We start from the raw sequence: 14748 nt of genomic DNA on the forward strand, positions 1-14748 counted from the left end.
CAGTGCTTCGAGAAAGTGCAGAAATTCTGAACTTCGGCAGCGCAGCGCCACCGAAATCAACAGAGCGAATCGCTGCTAATCTCAATTCCACACGCCTTCCATCCCAAGGAGTTCGTTATGAGTGACCACCACACCTACAAGAAAGTCGAACTGGTCGGTTCGTCCACTACCAGCATCGAAGATGCCATCAACAACGCGCTGGCAGAAGCCAACAAAACCCTGCGTAATCTGGAGTGGTTCGAAGTCACCGAAACCCGCGGCCACATCGAAAACGGCCAGGTCGCGCATTTTCAAGTAACACTCAAGGTCGGTTTCAAGATTGCCAGCAGCTGAGTTTGGTCTAGTCTTCTGAACTTGCGCGCTGGCCGAGTGCCATAGGAATGGCAATGCGCTACAGGGTGGTCGCATCGAGCGAACGGCTCGGTGCCCGCCTCTTTCAATCCGACCAGGGAGTGCGACCGATGAAGAAGTTCATGTTGGCAGTAGGTTTGTTGAGCCTTGCGGGTGGTGCGTTCGCAGCCGGCAAGCCATGTGAAGAGCTGAAAAGCGAAATCGCGGCGAAGCTCGACGCCAAGGGCGTTTCCGGGTATTCGCTGGAAGTTGTCGATAAGGGCGCCGATGGCGGCCAAGTCGTCGGCACCTGCGAAGGCGGGACCAAGGAAATCGTCTACAAGCGCGGTTGATCGCGCCTGAAATGCAAAAGCCGACGTGGATGCGTCGGCTTTTTTGTGTCCGGTATTCAGCATTTGATAACGACTGAGACCGCCCCCTCACCCCAGCCCTCTCCCCCAAGGGGCGAGGGGGAAAGGGAGCAGATTGCGGGCTGTGCAAATCCTGAGTTCGACTGGATATCTCAGCTCGGCGTATCTCGAACATTCACCCCGGTCAGTCCCCTCTCCCTCCGGGAGAGGGTTAGGGTGAGGGCGTTTTTCAGCCTTTCATGACCTGCGCCAGCAATTCGTAGGAATGCAGGCGATCGGCATGCTCATACAAGTCGCAGGTGAAAATCAGCTCATCCGCCTGGGTCTGCTCAATCAGCACCTGCAGCTTGGCGCGGATCTTCTCTGGGCCACCAACCATCGCCAGGCCCAGGAAATCGCCCACTGCTTCGCGCTCATGGGGCAACCACAGGCCATCCATGCTTTTCACCGGCGGACGCTGCACCAGGCTCTGCCCACGCATCAGCGCGAGAATGCGCTGATACACCGATGTGGCCAGATAATCCGCCTGCTCGTCGGTGTCTGCCGCAACCAGTGGCACGCCGAGCATCACGTACGGCTTGTCGAGCACCGCCGACGGCTTGAAGTGATTGCGATAGACGCGGATCGCCTCGTGCATGAAGCGCGGCGCGAAATGCGAGGCGAAGGCGTAAGGCAAACCGCGCTCACCGGCCAGTTGCGCGCTGAACAGACTGGAGCCGAGCAGCCAGATCGGCACGTTGGTGCCGGTGCCCGGCATTGCGATCACTCGTTGTTCCGGAGTACGCGGGCCGAGGTAACGCACCAGTTCGGCGACGTCTTCGGGGAAGTCATCGGCACTGCCAGAACGTTCACGGCGCAACGCGCGTGCGGTCATCTGATCGGAGCCGGGCGCGCGGCCCAGGCCAAGATCGATGCGCCCCGGATACAGACTCTCCAGCGTGCCGAACTGCTCGGCAATCACCAGCGGTGCATGGTTGGGCAGCATGACACCGCCGGAACCGACACGAATGCTAGACGTTCCGCCGGCCAGATAACCGAGCAGCACCGACGTCGCCGAACTGGCAATGCCATCCATGTTGTGGTGTTCAGCCACCCAGAAGCGCGTGTAGCCGAGTTTCTCGACATGCTGCGCCAGGTCCAGCGAATTGCGCAGCGATTGCGCCGGGCTGCCGTTTTCGCGCACCGGTACAAGATCAAGGGTGGAAAATTTTACGTCGGACAGTTGTTTCATAAACCTGCATCTCCGAGTGGGGAGGCAGGTTTTTCTAGCGAACGAAAACCTGCCAGATCCATAAGCGTGTTTCATGCAATGAGGGCATATACCCGAGTTTCAATAGAGGCGTCGAAATTTCCTACTAAAAAAGTCAACGATTCAGCCAGGCTGAACTTTGTTCCGCCGTCTATCCTCAGAAGCCTTGCTAGTGAAAACCACGACGGCGCGGCGTTCCGCGCCCTATTTGAGGAGGCAGACATGGCTATCGTGAAAAAGGCATCGGCGCATTGGGAAGGTGATCTGAAAACCGGTCTGGGCTCGATCTCTACCGAAACCGGCGTACTCCGGGAAGCGCCTTATGGTTTCAAGGCGCGCTTCGAGGGCGGCAAGGGCACCAACCCGGAAGAACTGATCGGCGCCGCGCATGCCGGCTGCTTCTCCATGGCGTTTTCGATGATTCTGGGCGATGCGGGCCTGAAGGCCGACAGTATCGATACCAACGCTGAAGTCACGCTGGATCAGGTCGACGGCGGGTTTGCGATCACCGCTATAAAGTTGATTCTCAAGGCGAAGATTCCCGGGGCGACCCAGCAACAGTTTGAGGAATTGAGCAACAAGGCCAAGGAAGGGTGCCCGGTGTCCAAGGTGCTGAATGCGAAAATTACCCTTGAGGCTTCGCTGATCAGCTAATTCAGCATTGGCTGGTCTGACGCCATCGCGAGCAGGCTCACTCCTACAGTTGATCGCATTCCTGCTGAATAAATGTGATCCCTTGTAGGAGTGAGCCTGCTCGCGATAGCAACCTCAGCATCACCAGGACCTCAGGCTCTTGGCACAAGGTGTGAGCAAAGTCAGAACCCGCTCCGTGGAAATGTGGTCGAATAACTGCCAGCAGCTTCAGCGCACGCCCGTGCGCGCTGCCTCAAGGAGCTTCATCGATGAAACGTATTGGCTTGGCGATCCTTTGCAGTGCACTGGCCACCTCCGCTATCGCAGCCCCCAAGAACTGCGAAGAACTCAGAAAGGAAATCGAAATCAAGATTCAGGCGAAGGCAATTCCGTCGTACACCTTGGAAATCATCACCAAGGAGGAGGCGAAACAGCACGATTCAGCCATGATCGTCGGTTCTTGCGAGAACGGTCAGAAGAGAATCATCTACCAGAAAAACGACAGCTGAAGCGCTAGATGATGCAGTTGAACTCGCGATCTTCGGCAACGATTTCGCGTTTCGCGTTGTATAACCGCGCACTTGGCGTAAAGGCCAGCGAGCGCCCCTCCAGTAGATAACGCTGGCCCGCCTCGAAATGCTCGTAACGAATGGTCAGATAGCACAAGCGCTCGACCGGGCCGGTCAGCAGGCTGCCGCCGCCACCGAATACTTCGAAATCGAAGCGCACGCGCAGTTCATGGCTGCCGGGGGTGACCTGAAAGAAACGCCCGTCGTTCAGGCGTTGGTTGTCCAGACGCTCGGCCATCAATAACTTGCCGCCGGGGCTCGGCGTCGAGAACTCGACCCAAGCCATTTGCGGATCAACCGGGGGCAGCGGCGTCTGGCACCCGGCGAGCAGACTGACAGCGAGCAACAACAGCACTTGGCGCATGATGAATGTCCACGGATCGGAACATTCAGCATAGCGCCGATCAGCTGCTCTGGCAGCCCGCTGGCGTGGCCTGGCCGACCATTTTGCGCTGCTCGTCATAGAGTTTGGCCCACGGCCGGAAGCCGATACTGCCGGCCTGCAATTGATAACGCTGGCCGGCGTTGAAATCCTTGAATTTGACGCTCAACCGGCAATCGCGCCAGAGCGGTTCAGCACCAGGGCCGATATTGGTAGCCTCGACCGGGAACTGATAACGCACCTTGAGCTCATGGCTGCCGGGCTGTACTTCGAAGTAGCGCTTGTCGACGGCCGCTTGCGTATCGACCTGCAGCGCTTGCAGCGCCGTGTCCTGTTGCCGGGCGTCCAGATCGATCCAGGCTTGCGAGGGGTCAGGGTCGGGCATTCCGAATCCGGCACAACCGGCCAGCGTCAGCAGGCCCCCTGTCAGCATCAACTTGCGCATAGCGGTGCTCCTGAAGGCGGGATAGTCTTGCGGGCAGACTCTCCGAGGGATTTCTTATTGTGATCAGGCCGTTTCCAAGCCTTGGGTTACTTGATCGCGTTTTTACGATTTTGTTTCCGGGTGTGTTGTTTTTGTTGCTCAACGGTTGTGCCAGCGTCAGCTATTACAGTCAGTTGGCCAGTGGGCAGTTGCAACTACTGCACGCGCGCGAACCGGTACAAAAAGTGATCAACGATCCAGGCCGAGACGCGACGTTGCGCGCTCACCTGGCGCAATCGCAAAAGGCTCGCACCTTCGCCAGCGAGCATCTGCACCTCCCGGACAACCAGAGTTACCGGTTATACGCCGACATCGGTCGGCCGTACGTGGTGTGGAATGTGTTCGCCACTGCCGAATTTTCCCTGACCCCGCAAAATCATTGCTTCCCGATTGCCGGGTGCGTGGCCTACCGCGGCTATTACAGCCAGAGCGCGGCGCGGGGCGAAGCCGCGATCCAGCGTTTGAACCGTATGGACGTGTCAATTGGCGGCGTCGAGGCCTATTCGACCCTCGGCTGGTTCAACGACCCGATTATCAACACGATGATGGGCTGGGGCGAAGAGCGTCTGGCGACACTGATCTTCCATGAGCTGGCGCATCAGCGCTGTTATGTGCCGGACGACACCGAGTTCAATGAGTCCTTTGCCACATTCGTCGAGCAGGAGGGCACCCGACAATGGCGCGCGTTTCGCGGGTTGCCGGCCGATAACGCCTCACGGCTCAAACAGCGTGACCAGTTCATCAACCTGGTTCTCGACACTCGCTCACGCCTGGAAACCTTATACGCACAACCATTGCCCGCCGAGCAGATGCGCGAGCGCAAAGCGGCGGAGTTCGAGCGCTTTCGGCGCGATTATCGGGCGCTGCGTGACAGCGAATGGGCCGGGGACAAGCGTTATGACGCCTGGGTGAACGCGCCGCTGAACAATGCGCGATTGTTGCCGTTTGGGCTGTATGACCAATGGGTGCCGGCGTTTGCGCAGTTATTCAGGCAAGTTGGCGGGGATTGGCTGAGGTTTTATACCGAGGTTGAGAAGCTGGGGAAGTTGCAGGTTGATGAGCGCAAGGTCGCGCTCAAAGCATTGGCCGAGTCACAGTCTTTGAGTGGCTGAACGGGCCTCATCGCCAGCAGGCTGGCTCCCACATTGGTCTTGTATACGACGCAAGTTCCTGTGAGAGGCTGCCGGTTGATGAGCGCAAGGCGGCGCTCAAAGCATTGGCCGAGTCACAGTCTTTGAGTGGCTGAACGGGCCTCATCGCCAGCAGGCTGGCTCCCACATTGGTCTTGTATACGACGCAAATTCCTGTGAGAGGCTGCCGGTGGCTGAGCGCAAGGTGGCGCTCAAAGCATTGGCCGAGTCTCAGTCTTTGAGTGGCTGAACAGGCCTCATCGCCAGCAGGCTGGCTCCCACCTTGGTTTGTATACGACGCAAATCCCCTGTGGGAGCCAGCCTGCTGGCGATAGCAATCTGATCAGCGCAGCAGAAACGCCTGATGCAACGCATCCAACGTCTCGAAGTGATAAGCCGGCGCTTCGGCATTCAACTCTTCAAAGCTGCCAAATCCATACCCCACCGCCGCCGCATCCAGGCCATTACTGCGCGCGCCGATCAAGTCGTGCTTGCGGTCGCCGATCATCAGCGTATCAGCCGGGTCCAGCCCTTCCTCCTGCAGCAAATGTGCGATCAACTCGACCTTGTTGGTCCGCGTGCCGTCCAGTTCGCTGCCGTAAATCACCTTGAAGTGCCGCGCGAAATCAAAATGCCGAGCAATCTCGCGGGCGAATTCCCATGGTTTCGACGTAGCGATAAACAGCTGACGCCCCTGACCGCTCAAGGTTTGCAGCAACGGCGTGACGCCATCGAACACCCGGTTTTCATACAGGCCGGTGACTTTGAAGCGCTCGCGGTAGAAATTCACCGCCTGCCACGCCTTGGCCTCGTCGAATGCGTAGAACTGCATGAACGCCTGCAACAGCGGCGGACCGATGAAGTGTTCGAGTCTGGTCAGATCCGGCTCTTCGATGCCGAGTTTGCCGAGGGCGAACTGAATGGAACGGGTGATGCCCTCACGCGGGTCGGTCAGGGTGCCATCAAGGTCGAACAATATGGTCTGGTAATGCATGGATAATCCTGGGCAGTCGCGATTTCGCTTCAGAGTGTGTCGTAGCCTTCGGCCAGATGCAGATCCTTGAGCTTCACATAATTGGCAGCGCTGTAGGTGAAGAAGGCGTTTTCCTTGTCGGTAAGGGCGCGCACCTGTTTCACCGGGCTGCCGACGTACAGGAAGCCGCTTTGCAGGCGCTTGCCCGGCGGCACCAGGCTGCCGGCGCCAATGATCACATCGTCCTCGACCACGGCGCCGTCCATGACAATGCTGCCCATGCCGATCAACACGCGGCTGCCGACGGTGCAGCCGTGCAGCATGACTTTATGAGCGATGGTCACATCGTCGCCAATCAGCAACGGGAAGCCATCGGGGTTGAACGGGCCGGCGTGGGTGATGTGCAGCACGCAGCCGTCCTGCACGCTGGTGCGCGCGCCGATGCGGATGCGGTGCATGTCGCCGCGGATCACGGTCAGCGGCCAGACGGAGCTGTCTTCGCCGATTTCGACGTCGCCGATTACCACCGCGGATCCGTCGACAAACGCGCCTTTGCCTAACTGCGGGGTGTGTTGCTGGTACTTGCGAAGGGCCACGATTAGTTCTCTCTCTGTCGCCGATAGCTGCGGTGAGTGGCGATTGTAATTAAGATGGGCGCATGTTTCTTCCAGCCAAGGTGCCAACCGTGAGCGTGAACAACCCCCTGCTGCAGTCCTATGACCTGCCACCGTTCTCCACGATCCGTGCCGAACACGTCCTGCCGGCCATCGAAACCATTCTGGCCGATAACCGCGCGGCCATTGCCGAAATTCTCAAGAGCCAGGGCCAGCACCCGACGTGGGCCGGTCTGGTATTGGCGATGGACGAACTCAATGATCGTCTCGGCGCGGCCTGGAGCCCGGTCAGCCACCTCAATGCCGTTTGCAACAGCGCCGAACTGCGTGAAGCCTACGAGTCGTGCTTGCCGGCCTTGAGCGCCTACTCCACCGAAATGGGCCAGAACCGCGAGTTGTTCCAGGCTTATGAAGCGCTGGCCAACAGCCCGGAAGCCGCCGGTTTTGACGTCGCGCAAAAGACTATTCTCGAACAGGCGCTGCGTGACTTCCGTCTGTCGGGTATCGACCTGCCGGAGGCCGAACAGAAGCGTTACGCCGAAGTGCAGAGCAAACTGTCCGAGCTGGGCAGCCGTTTCTCCAATCAACTGCTCGATGCCACTCAGGCCTGGACCAAGCATGTCACCGACGAAGCCGCCCTCGCCGGCCTGACCGATTCGGCCAAGGCGCAAATGGCGGCCGCCGCGCAAGCCAAAGGCCTCGACGGCTGGCTGATCACCCTCGAATTCCCGAGCTATTACGCGGTGATGACCTACGCGCAGGACCGTGCGTTGCGTGAAGAAGTCTACGCCGCCTACTGCACCCGCGCCTCGGATCAAGGCCCGAACGCCGGCCAGAACGACAACGGCCCGGTGATGGAACAGATCCTCGACCTGCGCCAGGAACTGGCCAAGCTATTGGGCTTTGCCAGCTTCGCCGAACTGAGTCTGGCGACCAAGATGGCCGAATCCAGCGATCAGGTGCTGAGCTTCCTGCGTGATCTGGCCAAGCGCAGCAAGCCGTTTGCCGAGCAGGATCTGCAACAGTTGCGGGCCTACGCCGCCGAACAAGGCTGCGCCGATCTGCAAAGCTGGGACAGCGGTTTCTACGGCGAAAAACTGCGCGAACAGCGTTACAGCGTCGCCCAGGAAACCCTGCGCGCCTTCTTCCCGATCGACAAAGTGCTGAGCGGCCTGTTCGCCATTGTTCAGCGTCTGTACGGCATCGAAATCGCCGAGCTGAAAGGCTTCGACACTTGGCACCCGGACGTGCGCCTGTTCGAAATCAAGGAAAACGGCGAGCACGTCGGGCGCTTCTTCTTCGACCTGTATGCCCGCGCCAACAAGCGTGGCGGTGCGTGGATGGACGGCGCCCGCGACCGCCGACGCACCGTCGACGGTGTACTGCAAAGCCCGGTGGCCAACCTGGTGTGCAACTTCACCCCGGCCGACAGCGGCAAGCCAGCGCTGCTGACCCACGATGAAGTGACCACGCTGTTCCACGAGTTCGGCCATGGCTTGCACCACCTGCTGACCCGCGTCGATCATGCTGGCGTATCGGGCATCAACGGCGTGGCGTGGGATGCGGTCGAGCTGCCGAGCCAGTTCATGGAAAACTGGTGCTGGGAGCCGGAAGGCCTGGCGCTGATTTCCGGTCACTACGAAACCGGCGAGCCGCTGCCGCAGGATCTGCTGGAAAAAATGCTCGCGGCGAAAAACTTCCAGTCCGGCCTGATGATGGTCCGTCAGCTGGAGTTCTCGCTGTTCGACTTCGAACTGCACGCCACCCACGGTGACGGTCGCAGCGTGGCGCAGGTACTTGAAGGCGTGCGCGACGAGGTGTCGGTAATGCGCCCTCCGGTGTATAACCGCTTCCCCAACAGCTTTGCGCACATCTTCGCTGGCGGTTATGCCGCCGGTTACTACAGCTACAAGTGGGCTGAAGTGCTTTCGGCGGATGCTTTCTCCAAATTCGAAGAAGACGGTGTGCTCAACGCGCAAACCGGTCGCGCTTTCCGCGAGGCGATTCTGGCCCGTGGCGGTTCGCAGGCACCGATGGTGCTGTTCGTCGACTTCCGTGGCCGTGAGCCGTCGATCGACGCGCTGTTGCGCCACAGCGGCCTGAGTGAGGACGCGGCAGCATGAGTGAGGGGCCTGTGATTACCAAAAAGCGCTTTATCGCCGGGGCGGTTTGCCCGGCGTGCAGCGAGCCAGACAAACTGATGATGTGGAACGAAGACGGCGTGCCGCACCGCGAATGCGTGGCCTGCGGTTATTCGGACACGCTGAATGAGCAAGGGCTGTCGGTGCCCAAGGAACTGGGCACGCGAGTCAACACCAGTGCGCTCAAGCCGCCAGCGGACAAGAAAGTCCAGGCAGTGCAGTTTTTCCCTAATCCAAAACTGAAGAAAAAGACTGACGAGTAAAATCGCCACTTCCAGGTGGTATTCCTTTACCGCCTGAACTTCGCGCCTTGTCCGTATGCTGGGTTTTTCAGCCTACGGTCAAGGAAGACGCGATGCCCCCTGCCAACCCCCTGCTGCAACGCTGGCAACTGCCGGCCTGGTCCGAGCTGCAAGCCGAACACCTGGTGCCCGCCTTCGAGGCCATCGTCGCTGACAACCAACGGATCATCGCCGAGGTGATTGCCACGCAGACCATCCACCCGAACTGGGATGATCTGGTGATCGCCATCGACGAAGCCGACGCACGGATCGCCGAAGCCATCGCCATCGTAGAAGTGCTCGACACGGTCAAAGGCACTGATGCCGACTGGCTGGTGCCAAGCGCGCAGTGCAGCCTGATCGCGAAGCGCTATCGCTCGCTGAAATTTGCCAATCTGGCGCTTTACCGCACCTATCAAGGTCTGGAGCGGAGCCCGATCGCCGCCAGCTTCGATGCGTTTCGCAAGGCATCGCTGGCCATGACCCTGTCCGGCTTCCGTCTGACAGGCATCGAATTGCCCGCCGAACAACGTGAGCGACTGGCTGCGATCACCGTCGACATCGACTTTCAACAGCAATTGTTTCTGATCAATCTGGAGCGCAGTAACGCGGCCTGGACCCGACAGATCGACGAGTTTGCCACGCTGGATGGGCTGTCTGCCGACTTCACGGATCAGTTGCTGCTCAACGCGCGTCAGGCCGGAAAAACCGGCTGGCTGCTGACGCTGGATCGCAACACATATGAATACCTGATGAAAAACGCGAGCGACCGCAGTTTGCGGGAAGCGTACTTCGTCGCGTTCAACACCCGGGCCTCGGATCAGGGGCCGCATGCCGACCGGTTCGATAACGGCCCGGTCTTGCAGAAACTGCTCGCGCTGCGCCATGAACAAGCTCGATTGCTAGGCTTCGAAAGCTTTGCCCATCTGCGCCTTTCGCAACAGATGGCGGCCTCGCCGGCTCAGGTCGAAGCGTTTCTAAAGCAGCAGATCGCACGCAACCGCGCGGCGCTGGAGCGGGACACACAGGACTTGCAGGCATTTGCTGCGACCCGGGGGGTCGATGATCTGCAGGCCTGGGATTTTGACTATTTCGCTGAACAATGGCGCCAGCAACATTCGGCGAGCGCACTCAAAGGCCTTCGCCAGCACTTTGAACTCGACGAAACGCTGCGCCGTTTCTGCCTGTTCATCGAACATCTATTCGGCGTCAAACTGACCGAGCGCAAGGACCTGAGCCATTGGCACGAGGCGGTGCGGCTGTTGGAGATCAGCGAGTACGATCAAGTCATCGGCTTTATCTACCTGGACCTCTTTCATCGCCCGGACGCACCCGACTATGCCATGACCCACACCGTGCGCGACCACCGTATCAATGCCGAAGGTCGACCGGCTCTGCCGATCGCTGTCCTCCATTGCAATTTCCCGCCCATCAGCGGCGGGCATCAGGGCCTGCTGTCGCACAAGGACTTGCGCGTGCTGTTTCATGAGTTCGGGCATTGCCTGCAGCATGTGCTGACCCGCTCGCCTCACTTTAACCTTTCGGGAATCTCGCAAATGGGCCGTGACTCGGGTGAATTCGCCGGGCAGCTGTTCGAGCAGTTGAGCCTGTCGGGTGAGCTTCTTGAGTGGCTGTCCGCGCATTACCAGAACCGTGTGCCGTTGAGCCGTGAGCGGATCAGCTCGGCGCTGACCGCCATCGCGGCGCACACCAGCCGCGATACCGCGATGCTGTTGCTTGAGTCATTGCTCGATCTTGAATTGCACCGCAGCGAGGCCAATGGCCGCAACGTGCAACAGTGCTTCGACGCGGTGCTGCAGCAGATACCGCAACTGAACCTGCCGACCTATTGCCGGTTTGCAAACAGTTTCGATTACGTGGTGACCGGTTACGAAGCCTCGGTGTACGCCTACAAATGGTCAGGTGTGCTGGCCTCCGAAGCGTTCAAGCGCGTCGAACGCGAAGGCGTGTTCAACCCACAGACCGGTCGGGATCTGCGCGAGGCATTCTTCTCTGGCGATTCGGTTTCGCTGCCAGACGCAATGGAGACGTTCCTCGGTTATCCAATACCTGCCGAACTTTTTCCAGCACAGCCGGATTGAACCGCGGGCTACTCGACGTGGGCCGATTTGAACCAGCTTTTCATCGAGCAGGTGGCGAAGGCACTGGTGCTGCAATCACCGTTGGCCAGCGCAGTGCGCAACTTGTCTACATCCGCCTGCATCATGTAGCGAATGCCGTCCTTGAAGTGGGTGCTGTCGCCGAAACCGCCCTGAGTCATTTCGCTCAGTGCGTCCTCTTTGCTCCACCCCTGCACCACGACCCGATACATGGCCGCCATCAGCCCGGTGCGATCAGAACCGTGCTTGCAATGCATCAGCACCGGGCCGTTGGCTTCGGCCGCCTGGATCGCACGCAAAGCCTTGAGCACGTCACTGTCGTCGACATGATTGGTGCGGTAGGGCAATCGCACCTGCTCAATGGCAGGATCCGCTAGCCAGCTGCGATCATCGTCCGGGAGAAAATTGATCACCGTGATGATCTTCAGATTTTTCAGAAGCGGCAGCGCACCACCGTCGGGCAAAGCGCTGCGATACAAGGTCGGCGACATCTGGAACAGGTTGTATTGCACCTCCACCGGCTGCGCCCATTCAGCCGGACGGGCCATCGATAGCGACTCCGCCTGAGCGGACGTCAGCTGCAACAGGGCGACAAGCACCGAGCAAAGAACAGGAAACACACGCACTCGAGACATGCTGGAATTGACCGTTTCGGAGGTTTCAGTGAGAGACGGCGCAGCTTCGCGGTCGTGCGGTCAAAGCCCTGTGAGCCGCTTGTTAAAGAATTGTGAATGGCCATTGATGACAAAAATTTCATGGCGGTCGCGGCTTTTTTCCATCGAGCCGGTTCATGCTGATGCTTAGCCTGCTACCATTTGTCACACGATGTTGCAGGCACCCCTGCCTTTTTCAGGCCAGGGCGCTGTCGTTGCGACGCAAAATCCCAAGCCTTTCGCAGAATCGGCTCAATGCTAATGCCTGATGAGGTGTACCCCATGTCTGATGAAAATCGAGACAACCCGCGGCGTGAGTTTTTGCGCAAATCCCTGACCCTGATCCCAGTCGTCACCCTGGCCGGCAGCGGTCTGGGCAGCAGCGTGCTGAACGCCGCGCCTGAAACCGCGCCCGCCAAACCTGCCACCCAGCCAGTTCGTGCCAAGGCCGGCGAGTACCAGCCCAGCTATTTCACCGCTGAGGAATGGGCGTTCATCAATGCCGCCGTCGCGCAATTGATCCCCAACGATGCCCAAGGCCCGGGCGCGCTCGAAGCCGGCGTGCCGGAATACATCGATCGTCAGATGAACACGCCGTACGCCGCCGGTGCCCTGTGGTACATGCAAGGCCCGTTCAATGCCGACGCCGCGCCGGAGATGGGTTGGCAGAGCAAACTGGTGCCCAAGGACATCTATCGTCTGGGCATCGCCGCCACTGATCAGTGGGCAAAAGCCCTCAACGGTAAAACATTTGCCGAGCAAGACAGCGCTACCCGAGACGATTTGCTCAAGCAGCTTGAAGCCGGCAAACCACAGTTCGACGCGGTTCCGGCGAAGATTTTCTTCAATCTGCTGCTGCAAAACACCAAGGAAGGCTTCTTCTGCGACCCGATTCACGGTGGCAATAAAGGCATGGTCGGCTGGACCATGATCGGTTTCCCCGGCGCCCGCGCCGATTTCATGGATTGGGTAGAACGCAACGAGCAGTACCCCTTCCCGGCAGTGTCGATTCGCGGCGAGAGGGCGTAAGCATGGCAACGGTAATGAAAAAGGTCGACGCCGTGATCGTCGGTTTCGGCTGGACCGGCGCGATCATGGCCAAGGAACTGACCGAAGCGGGTCTCAACGTGCTGGCGCTGGAGCGCGGGCCGATGCAGGACACCTACCCCGACGGCAACTATCCGCAGGTGATCGACGAACTCACCTACAGCGTGCGCAAGAAACTCTTTCAGGACATCTCCAAAGAGACCGTGACCATTCGGCATAGCGTCAACGACATCGCCCTGCCGAACCGCCAGTTGGGCGCGTTCCTGCCGGGCAATGGCGTCGGCGGTGCCGGTTTGCATTGGTCGGGCGTGCACTTCCGTGTCGATCCGATCGAGTTGCGCATGCGCAGCCATTACGAAGAGCGCTACGGCAAAAGCTTCATCCCCAAGGACATGACCATTCAGGACTTCGGCGTCAGCTATGAAGAGCTGGAGCCGTTCTTCGATTTCGCCGAAAAAGTCTTCGGCACCTCCGGCCAGGCCTGGACCGTCAAAGGCCAGCTGATCGGTCAGGGCAAGGGCGGCAACCCTTACGCCCCGGACCGCTCCAACCCGTTCCCGCTCGAAGCGCAGAAGAATACGGTTTCGGCTCAGCTGTTCGGCAAAGCCGCGACGGAGGTCGGTTACAAACCCTACAACCTGCCCTCAGCCAATACGTCGGGGCCGTACACCAATCCCTACGGCGCGCAGATGGGCCCGTGCAATTTTTGCGGTTTCTGCAGCGGTTATGTCTGCTACATGTATTCCAAGGCGTCGCCGAACGTGAACATTCTGCCGGCGCTCAAGCCGCTGCCGAATTTCGAACTGCGGCCCAACTCCCATGTGCTGCGGGTCAACCTCGACAGCAGCAAGAGCAAAGCCACCGGCGTGACCTACGTCGACGGCCAGGGCCGCGAGATCGAGCAACCGGCGGATCTGGTGATTCTCGGCGCGTTCCAGTTGCACAACGTGCGTCTGATGCTGCTCTCGGGCATTGGCAAACCGTACGATCCGATCAGCGGCGAAGGCGTGGTCGGGCGCAACTTCGCCTACCAGAACATGGCGACCATCAAGGCGTTCTTCGATAAGGATACTCACACCAACAACTTCATCGGCGCCGGCGGCAACGGCGTGGCGCTGGATGACTTCAACGCCGACAACTTCGACCACGGCCCGCACGGCTTCGTCGGCGGCTCGCCGATGTGGGTCAACCAGGCCGGCAGCCGCCCGATTGCCGGCACCTCGAACCCGCCCGGCACTCCGGCGTGGGGCAGCGCGTGGAAACGTGCGACCGCCGATTACTACACCCATCAGGTGTCGATGGACGCCCATGGTGCGCATCAGTCGTACCGCGGCAACTACCTCGATCTTGATCCGGTGTATCGCGATGCCTACGGCCTGCCGCTGCTGCGGATGACCTTCGACTGGCAGGAAAACGACATCAAGATGAACCGCTTCATGGTCGAAAAAATGGGCAAGGTCGCCCAAGCGATGGGGCCAAAAGCGATTGCTGTGATCGGCAAACAGGTCGGCGACCACTTCAACACCGCGTCCTATCAGACCACCCACCTCAACGGTGGCGCGATCATGGGCACCGATCCGAAGACCAGCGCGTTGAACCGCTACCTGCAGAGCTGGGACGTGCACAACGTCTTCGTGCCTGGCGCCTCGGCGTTCCCGCAAGGCCTGGGCTACAACCCGACCGGGCTGGTCGCGGCACTGACGTACTGGTCGGCAAAAGCGATCCGTGAGCAGTACCTGAAAAACCCCGGCCCGCTGGTTCAGGCATAAGG

The 14748-nt window shown here is 59.6% G+C and carries 16 protein-coding genes; 10 read left to right on the top strand and 6 right to left on the bottom strand.

Going from position 1 to position 14748, the window contains the following annotated elements:
- Positions 1–117: 117 nt before the first annotated feature.
- Together BLU24_RS00560 and BLU24_RS00565 are read left to right on the top strand one after the other, a co-directional pair.
- The gene (locus BLU24_RS00560) at positions 118–333 is read left to right on the top strand and encodes a dodecin (RefSeq protein WP_090288024.1); all 216 of its coding nucleotides are present in this window, start codon (positions 118–120) and stop codon (positions 331–333) included.
- A gap of 128 nt (positions 334–461) precedes the next feature.
- Positions 462–683 (top strand): DUF1161 domain-containing protein, encoded by a 222-nt coding sequence (locus tag BLU24_RS00565; RefSeq protein WP_093096151.1) that lies wholly within the window; start codon positions 462–464, stop codon positions 681–683.
- Positions 684–930: 247 nt separating this feature from the next.
- Here BLU24_RS00565 and BLU24_RS00570 read toward each other — a convergent pair whose 3' ends face one another.
- On the bottom strand, positions 931–1932 hold the full coding sequence (locus BLU24_RS00570) for an LLM class flavin-dependent oxidoreductase (protein ID WP_093096157.1): 1002 nt from the start codon (positions 1930–1932) through the stop codon (positions 931–933).
- Between the two features lie 240 nt (positions 1933–2172).
- Between BLU24_RS00570 and BLU24_RS00575 the strand changes: the two genes are divergently transcribed.
- Positions 2173–2604, top strand: coding sequence for an OsmC family protein (locus BLU24_RS00575; RefSeq protein ID WP_090288018.1), 432 nt, complete (start codon positions 2173–2175; stop codon positions 2602–2604).
- A gap of 248 nt (positions 2605–2852) precedes the next feature.
- Positions 2853–3092: a DUF1161 domain-containing protein gene (locus BLU24_RS00580; protein ID WP_093096164.1), complete on the top strand. Its 240-nt coding sequence runs from the start codon at positions 2853–2855 to the stop codon at positions 3090–3092.
- A gap of 4 nt (positions 3093–3096) precedes the next feature.
- Here BLU24_RS00580 and BLU24_RS00585 read toward each other — a convergent pair whose 3' ends face one another.
- On the bottom strand, positions 3097–3516 hold the full coding sequence (locus BLU24_RS00585) for a PA0061/PA0062 family lipoprotein (RefSeq protein WP_093096171.1): 420 nt from the start codon (positions 3514–3516) through the stop codon (positions 3097–3099).
- Positions 3517–3556: 40 nt separating this feature from the next.
- On the bottom strand, positions 3557–3979 hold the full coding sequence (locus BLU24_RS00590; protein ID WP_090288013.1) for a PA0061/PA0062 family lipoprotein: 423 nt from the start codon (positions 3977–3979) through the stop codon (positions 3557–3559).
- Between the two features lie 59 nt (positions 3980–4038).
- On the opposite strand from BLU24_RS00590, the gene BLU24_RS00595 reads away from it, so the two are divergent.
- Positions 4039–5130, top strand: coding sequence for an aminopeptidase (locus BLU24_RS00595; RefSeq protein WP_093096175.1), 1092 nt, complete (start codon positions 4039–4041; stop codon positions 5128–5130).
- A gap of 361 nt (positions 5131–5491) precedes the next feature.
- Here BLU24_RS00595 and BLU24_RS00600 read toward each other — a convergent pair whose 3' ends face one another.
- Both BLU24_RS00600 and BLU24_RS00605 read right to left on the bottom strand, forming a co-directional pair.
- A complete protein-coding gene (locus BLU24_RS00600) occupies positions 5492–6142 on the bottom strand; it encodes an HAD family hydrolase (RefSeq protein ID WP_093096179.1) in 651 nt (216 codons plus the stop codon).
- Between the two features lie 29 nt (positions 6143–6171).
- Positions 6172–6717, bottom strand: a complete 546-nt coding sequence (locus BLU24_RS00605; RefSeq protein ID WP_093096185.1) for a gamma carbonic anhydrase family protein — start codon at positions 6715–6717, stop codon at positions 6172–6174.
- A 62-nt stretch (positions 6718–6779) separates the two neighbouring features.
- On the opposite strand from BLU24_RS00605, the gene prlC reads away from it, so the two are divergent.
- The 3 genes from prlC (at position 6780) to BLU24_RS00620 (ending at position 11259) form a co-directional block, all read left to right on the top strand.
- Positions 6780–8858 (top strand): oligopeptidase A, encoded by a 2079-nt coding sequence (prlC, locus tag BLU24_RS00610; protein WP_172833230.1) that lies wholly within the window; start codon positions 6780–6782, stop codon positions 8856–8858.
- A complete protein-coding gene (locus tag BLU24_RS00615; protein WP_090288005.1) occupies positions 8855–9139 on the top strand; it encodes a YheV family putative zinc ribbon protein in 285 nt (94 codons plus the stop codon). Before prlC ends, BLU24_RS00615 begins: the two co-directional genes overlap by 4 nt.
- Before the next feature lie 92 nt (positions 9140–9231).
- Complete coding sequence (locus BLU24_RS00620; protein ID WP_093096188.1) at positions 9232–11259, top strand: M3 family metallopeptidase; 2028 nt, start codon at positions 9232–9234, stop codon at positions 11257–11259.
- A gap of 8 nt (positions 11260–11267) precedes the next feature.
- Here BLU24_RS00620 and BLU24_RS00625 read toward each other — a convergent pair whose 3' ends face one another.
- On the bottom strand, positions 11268–11912 hold the full coding sequence (locus tag BLU24_RS00625; protein WP_093096194.1) for a dual specificity protein phosphatase family protein: 645 nt from the start codon (positions 11910–11912) through the stop codon (positions 11268–11270).
- A gap of 300 nt (positions 11913–12212) precedes the next feature.
- On the opposite strand from BLU24_RS00625, the gene BLU24_RS00630 reads away from it, so the two are divergent.
- Positions 12213–12959: a gluconate 2-dehydrogenase subunit 3 family protein gene (locus BLU24_RS00630; RefSeq protein WP_093096198.1), complete on the top strand. Its 747-nt coding sequence runs from the start codon at positions 12213–12215 to the stop codon at positions 12957–12959.
- Positions 12960–12961: 2 nt separating this feature from the next.
- The gene (locus tag BLU24_RS00635; RefSeq protein WP_093096201.1) at positions 12962–14746 is read left to right on the top strand and encodes a GMC family oxidoreductase; all 1785 of its coding nucleotides are present in this window, start codon (positions 12962–12964) and stop codon (positions 14744–14746) included.
- Positions 14747–14748 lie beyond the last annotated feature (2 nt).

The organism is Pseudomonas sp. Z003-0.4C(8344-21), assembly GCF_900104975.1.
Classification (GTDB): Bacteria; Pseudomonadota; Gammaproteobacteria; order Pseudomonadales; family Pseudomonadaceae; genus Aquipseudomonas; species Aquipseudomonas granadensis.

What these genes read in the sequence shown, in the direction of transcription:
- BLU24_RS00615 (WP_090288005.1), top strand. Translation starts at nt 8,855, where the DNA reads ATGAGTGAGGGGCCTGTGATTACCAAAAAGCGCTTTATCGCCGGGGCG.
- BLU24_RS00635 (WP_093096201.1), top strand. Translation starts at nt 12,962, where the DNA reads ATGGCAACGGTAATGAAAAAGGTCGACGCCGTGATCGTCGGTTTCGGC.
- BLU24_RS00575 (WP_090288018.1), top strand. Translation starts at nt 2,173, where the DNA reads ATGGCTATCGTGAAAAAGGCATCGGCGCATTGGGAAGGTGATCTGAAA.
- prlC (WP_172833230.1), top strand. Translation starts at nt 6,780, where the DNA reads ATGTTTCTTCCAGCCAAGGTGCCAACCGTGAGCGTGAACAACCCCCTG.
- BLU24_RS00570 (WP_093096157.1), bottom strand. Translation starts at nt 1,932, where the DNA reads ATGAAACAACTGTCCGACGTAAAATTTTCCACCCTTGATCTTGTACCG.
- BLU24_RS00600 (WP_093096179.1), bottom strand. Translation starts at nt 6,142, where the DNA reads ATGCATTACCAGACCATATTGTTCGACCTTGATGGCACCCTGACCGAC.
- BLU24_RS00560 (WP_090288024.1), top strand. Translation starts at nt 118, where the DNA reads ATGAGTGACCACCACACCTACAAGAAAGTCGAACTGGTCGGTTCGTCC.
- BLU24_RS00590 (WP_090288013.1), bottom strand. Translation starts at nt 3,979, where the DNA reads ATGCGCAAGTTGATGCTGACAGGGGGCCTGCTGACGCTGGCCGGTTGT.
- BLU24_RS00585 (WP_093096171.1), bottom strand. Translation starts at nt 3,516, where the DNA reads ATGCGCCAAGTGCTGTTGTTGCTCGCTGTCAGTCTGCTCGCCGGGTGC.
- BLU24_RS00620 (WP_093096188.1), top strand. Translation starts at nt 9,232, where the DNA reads ATGCCCCCTGCCAACCCCCTGCTGCAACGCTGGCAACTGCCGGCCTGG.
- BLU24_RS00580 (WP_093096164.1), top strand. Translation starts at nt 2,853, where the DNA reads ATGAAACGTATTGGCTTGGCGATCCTTTGCAGTGCACTGGCCACCTCC.
- BLU24_RS00625 (WP_093096194.1), bottom strand. Translation starts at nt 11,912, where the DNA reads ATGTCTCGAGTGCGTGTGTTTCCTGTTCTTTGCTCGGTGCTTGTCGCC.
- BLU24_RS00565 (WP_093096151.1), top strand. Translation starts at nt 462, where the DNA reads ATGAAGAAGTTCATGTTGGCAGTAGGTTTGTTGAGCCTTGCGGGTGGT.
- BLU24_RS00630 (WP_093096198.1), top strand. Translation starts at nt 12,213, where the DNA reads ATGTCTGATGAAAATCGAGACAACCCGCGGCGTGAGTTTTTGCGCAAA.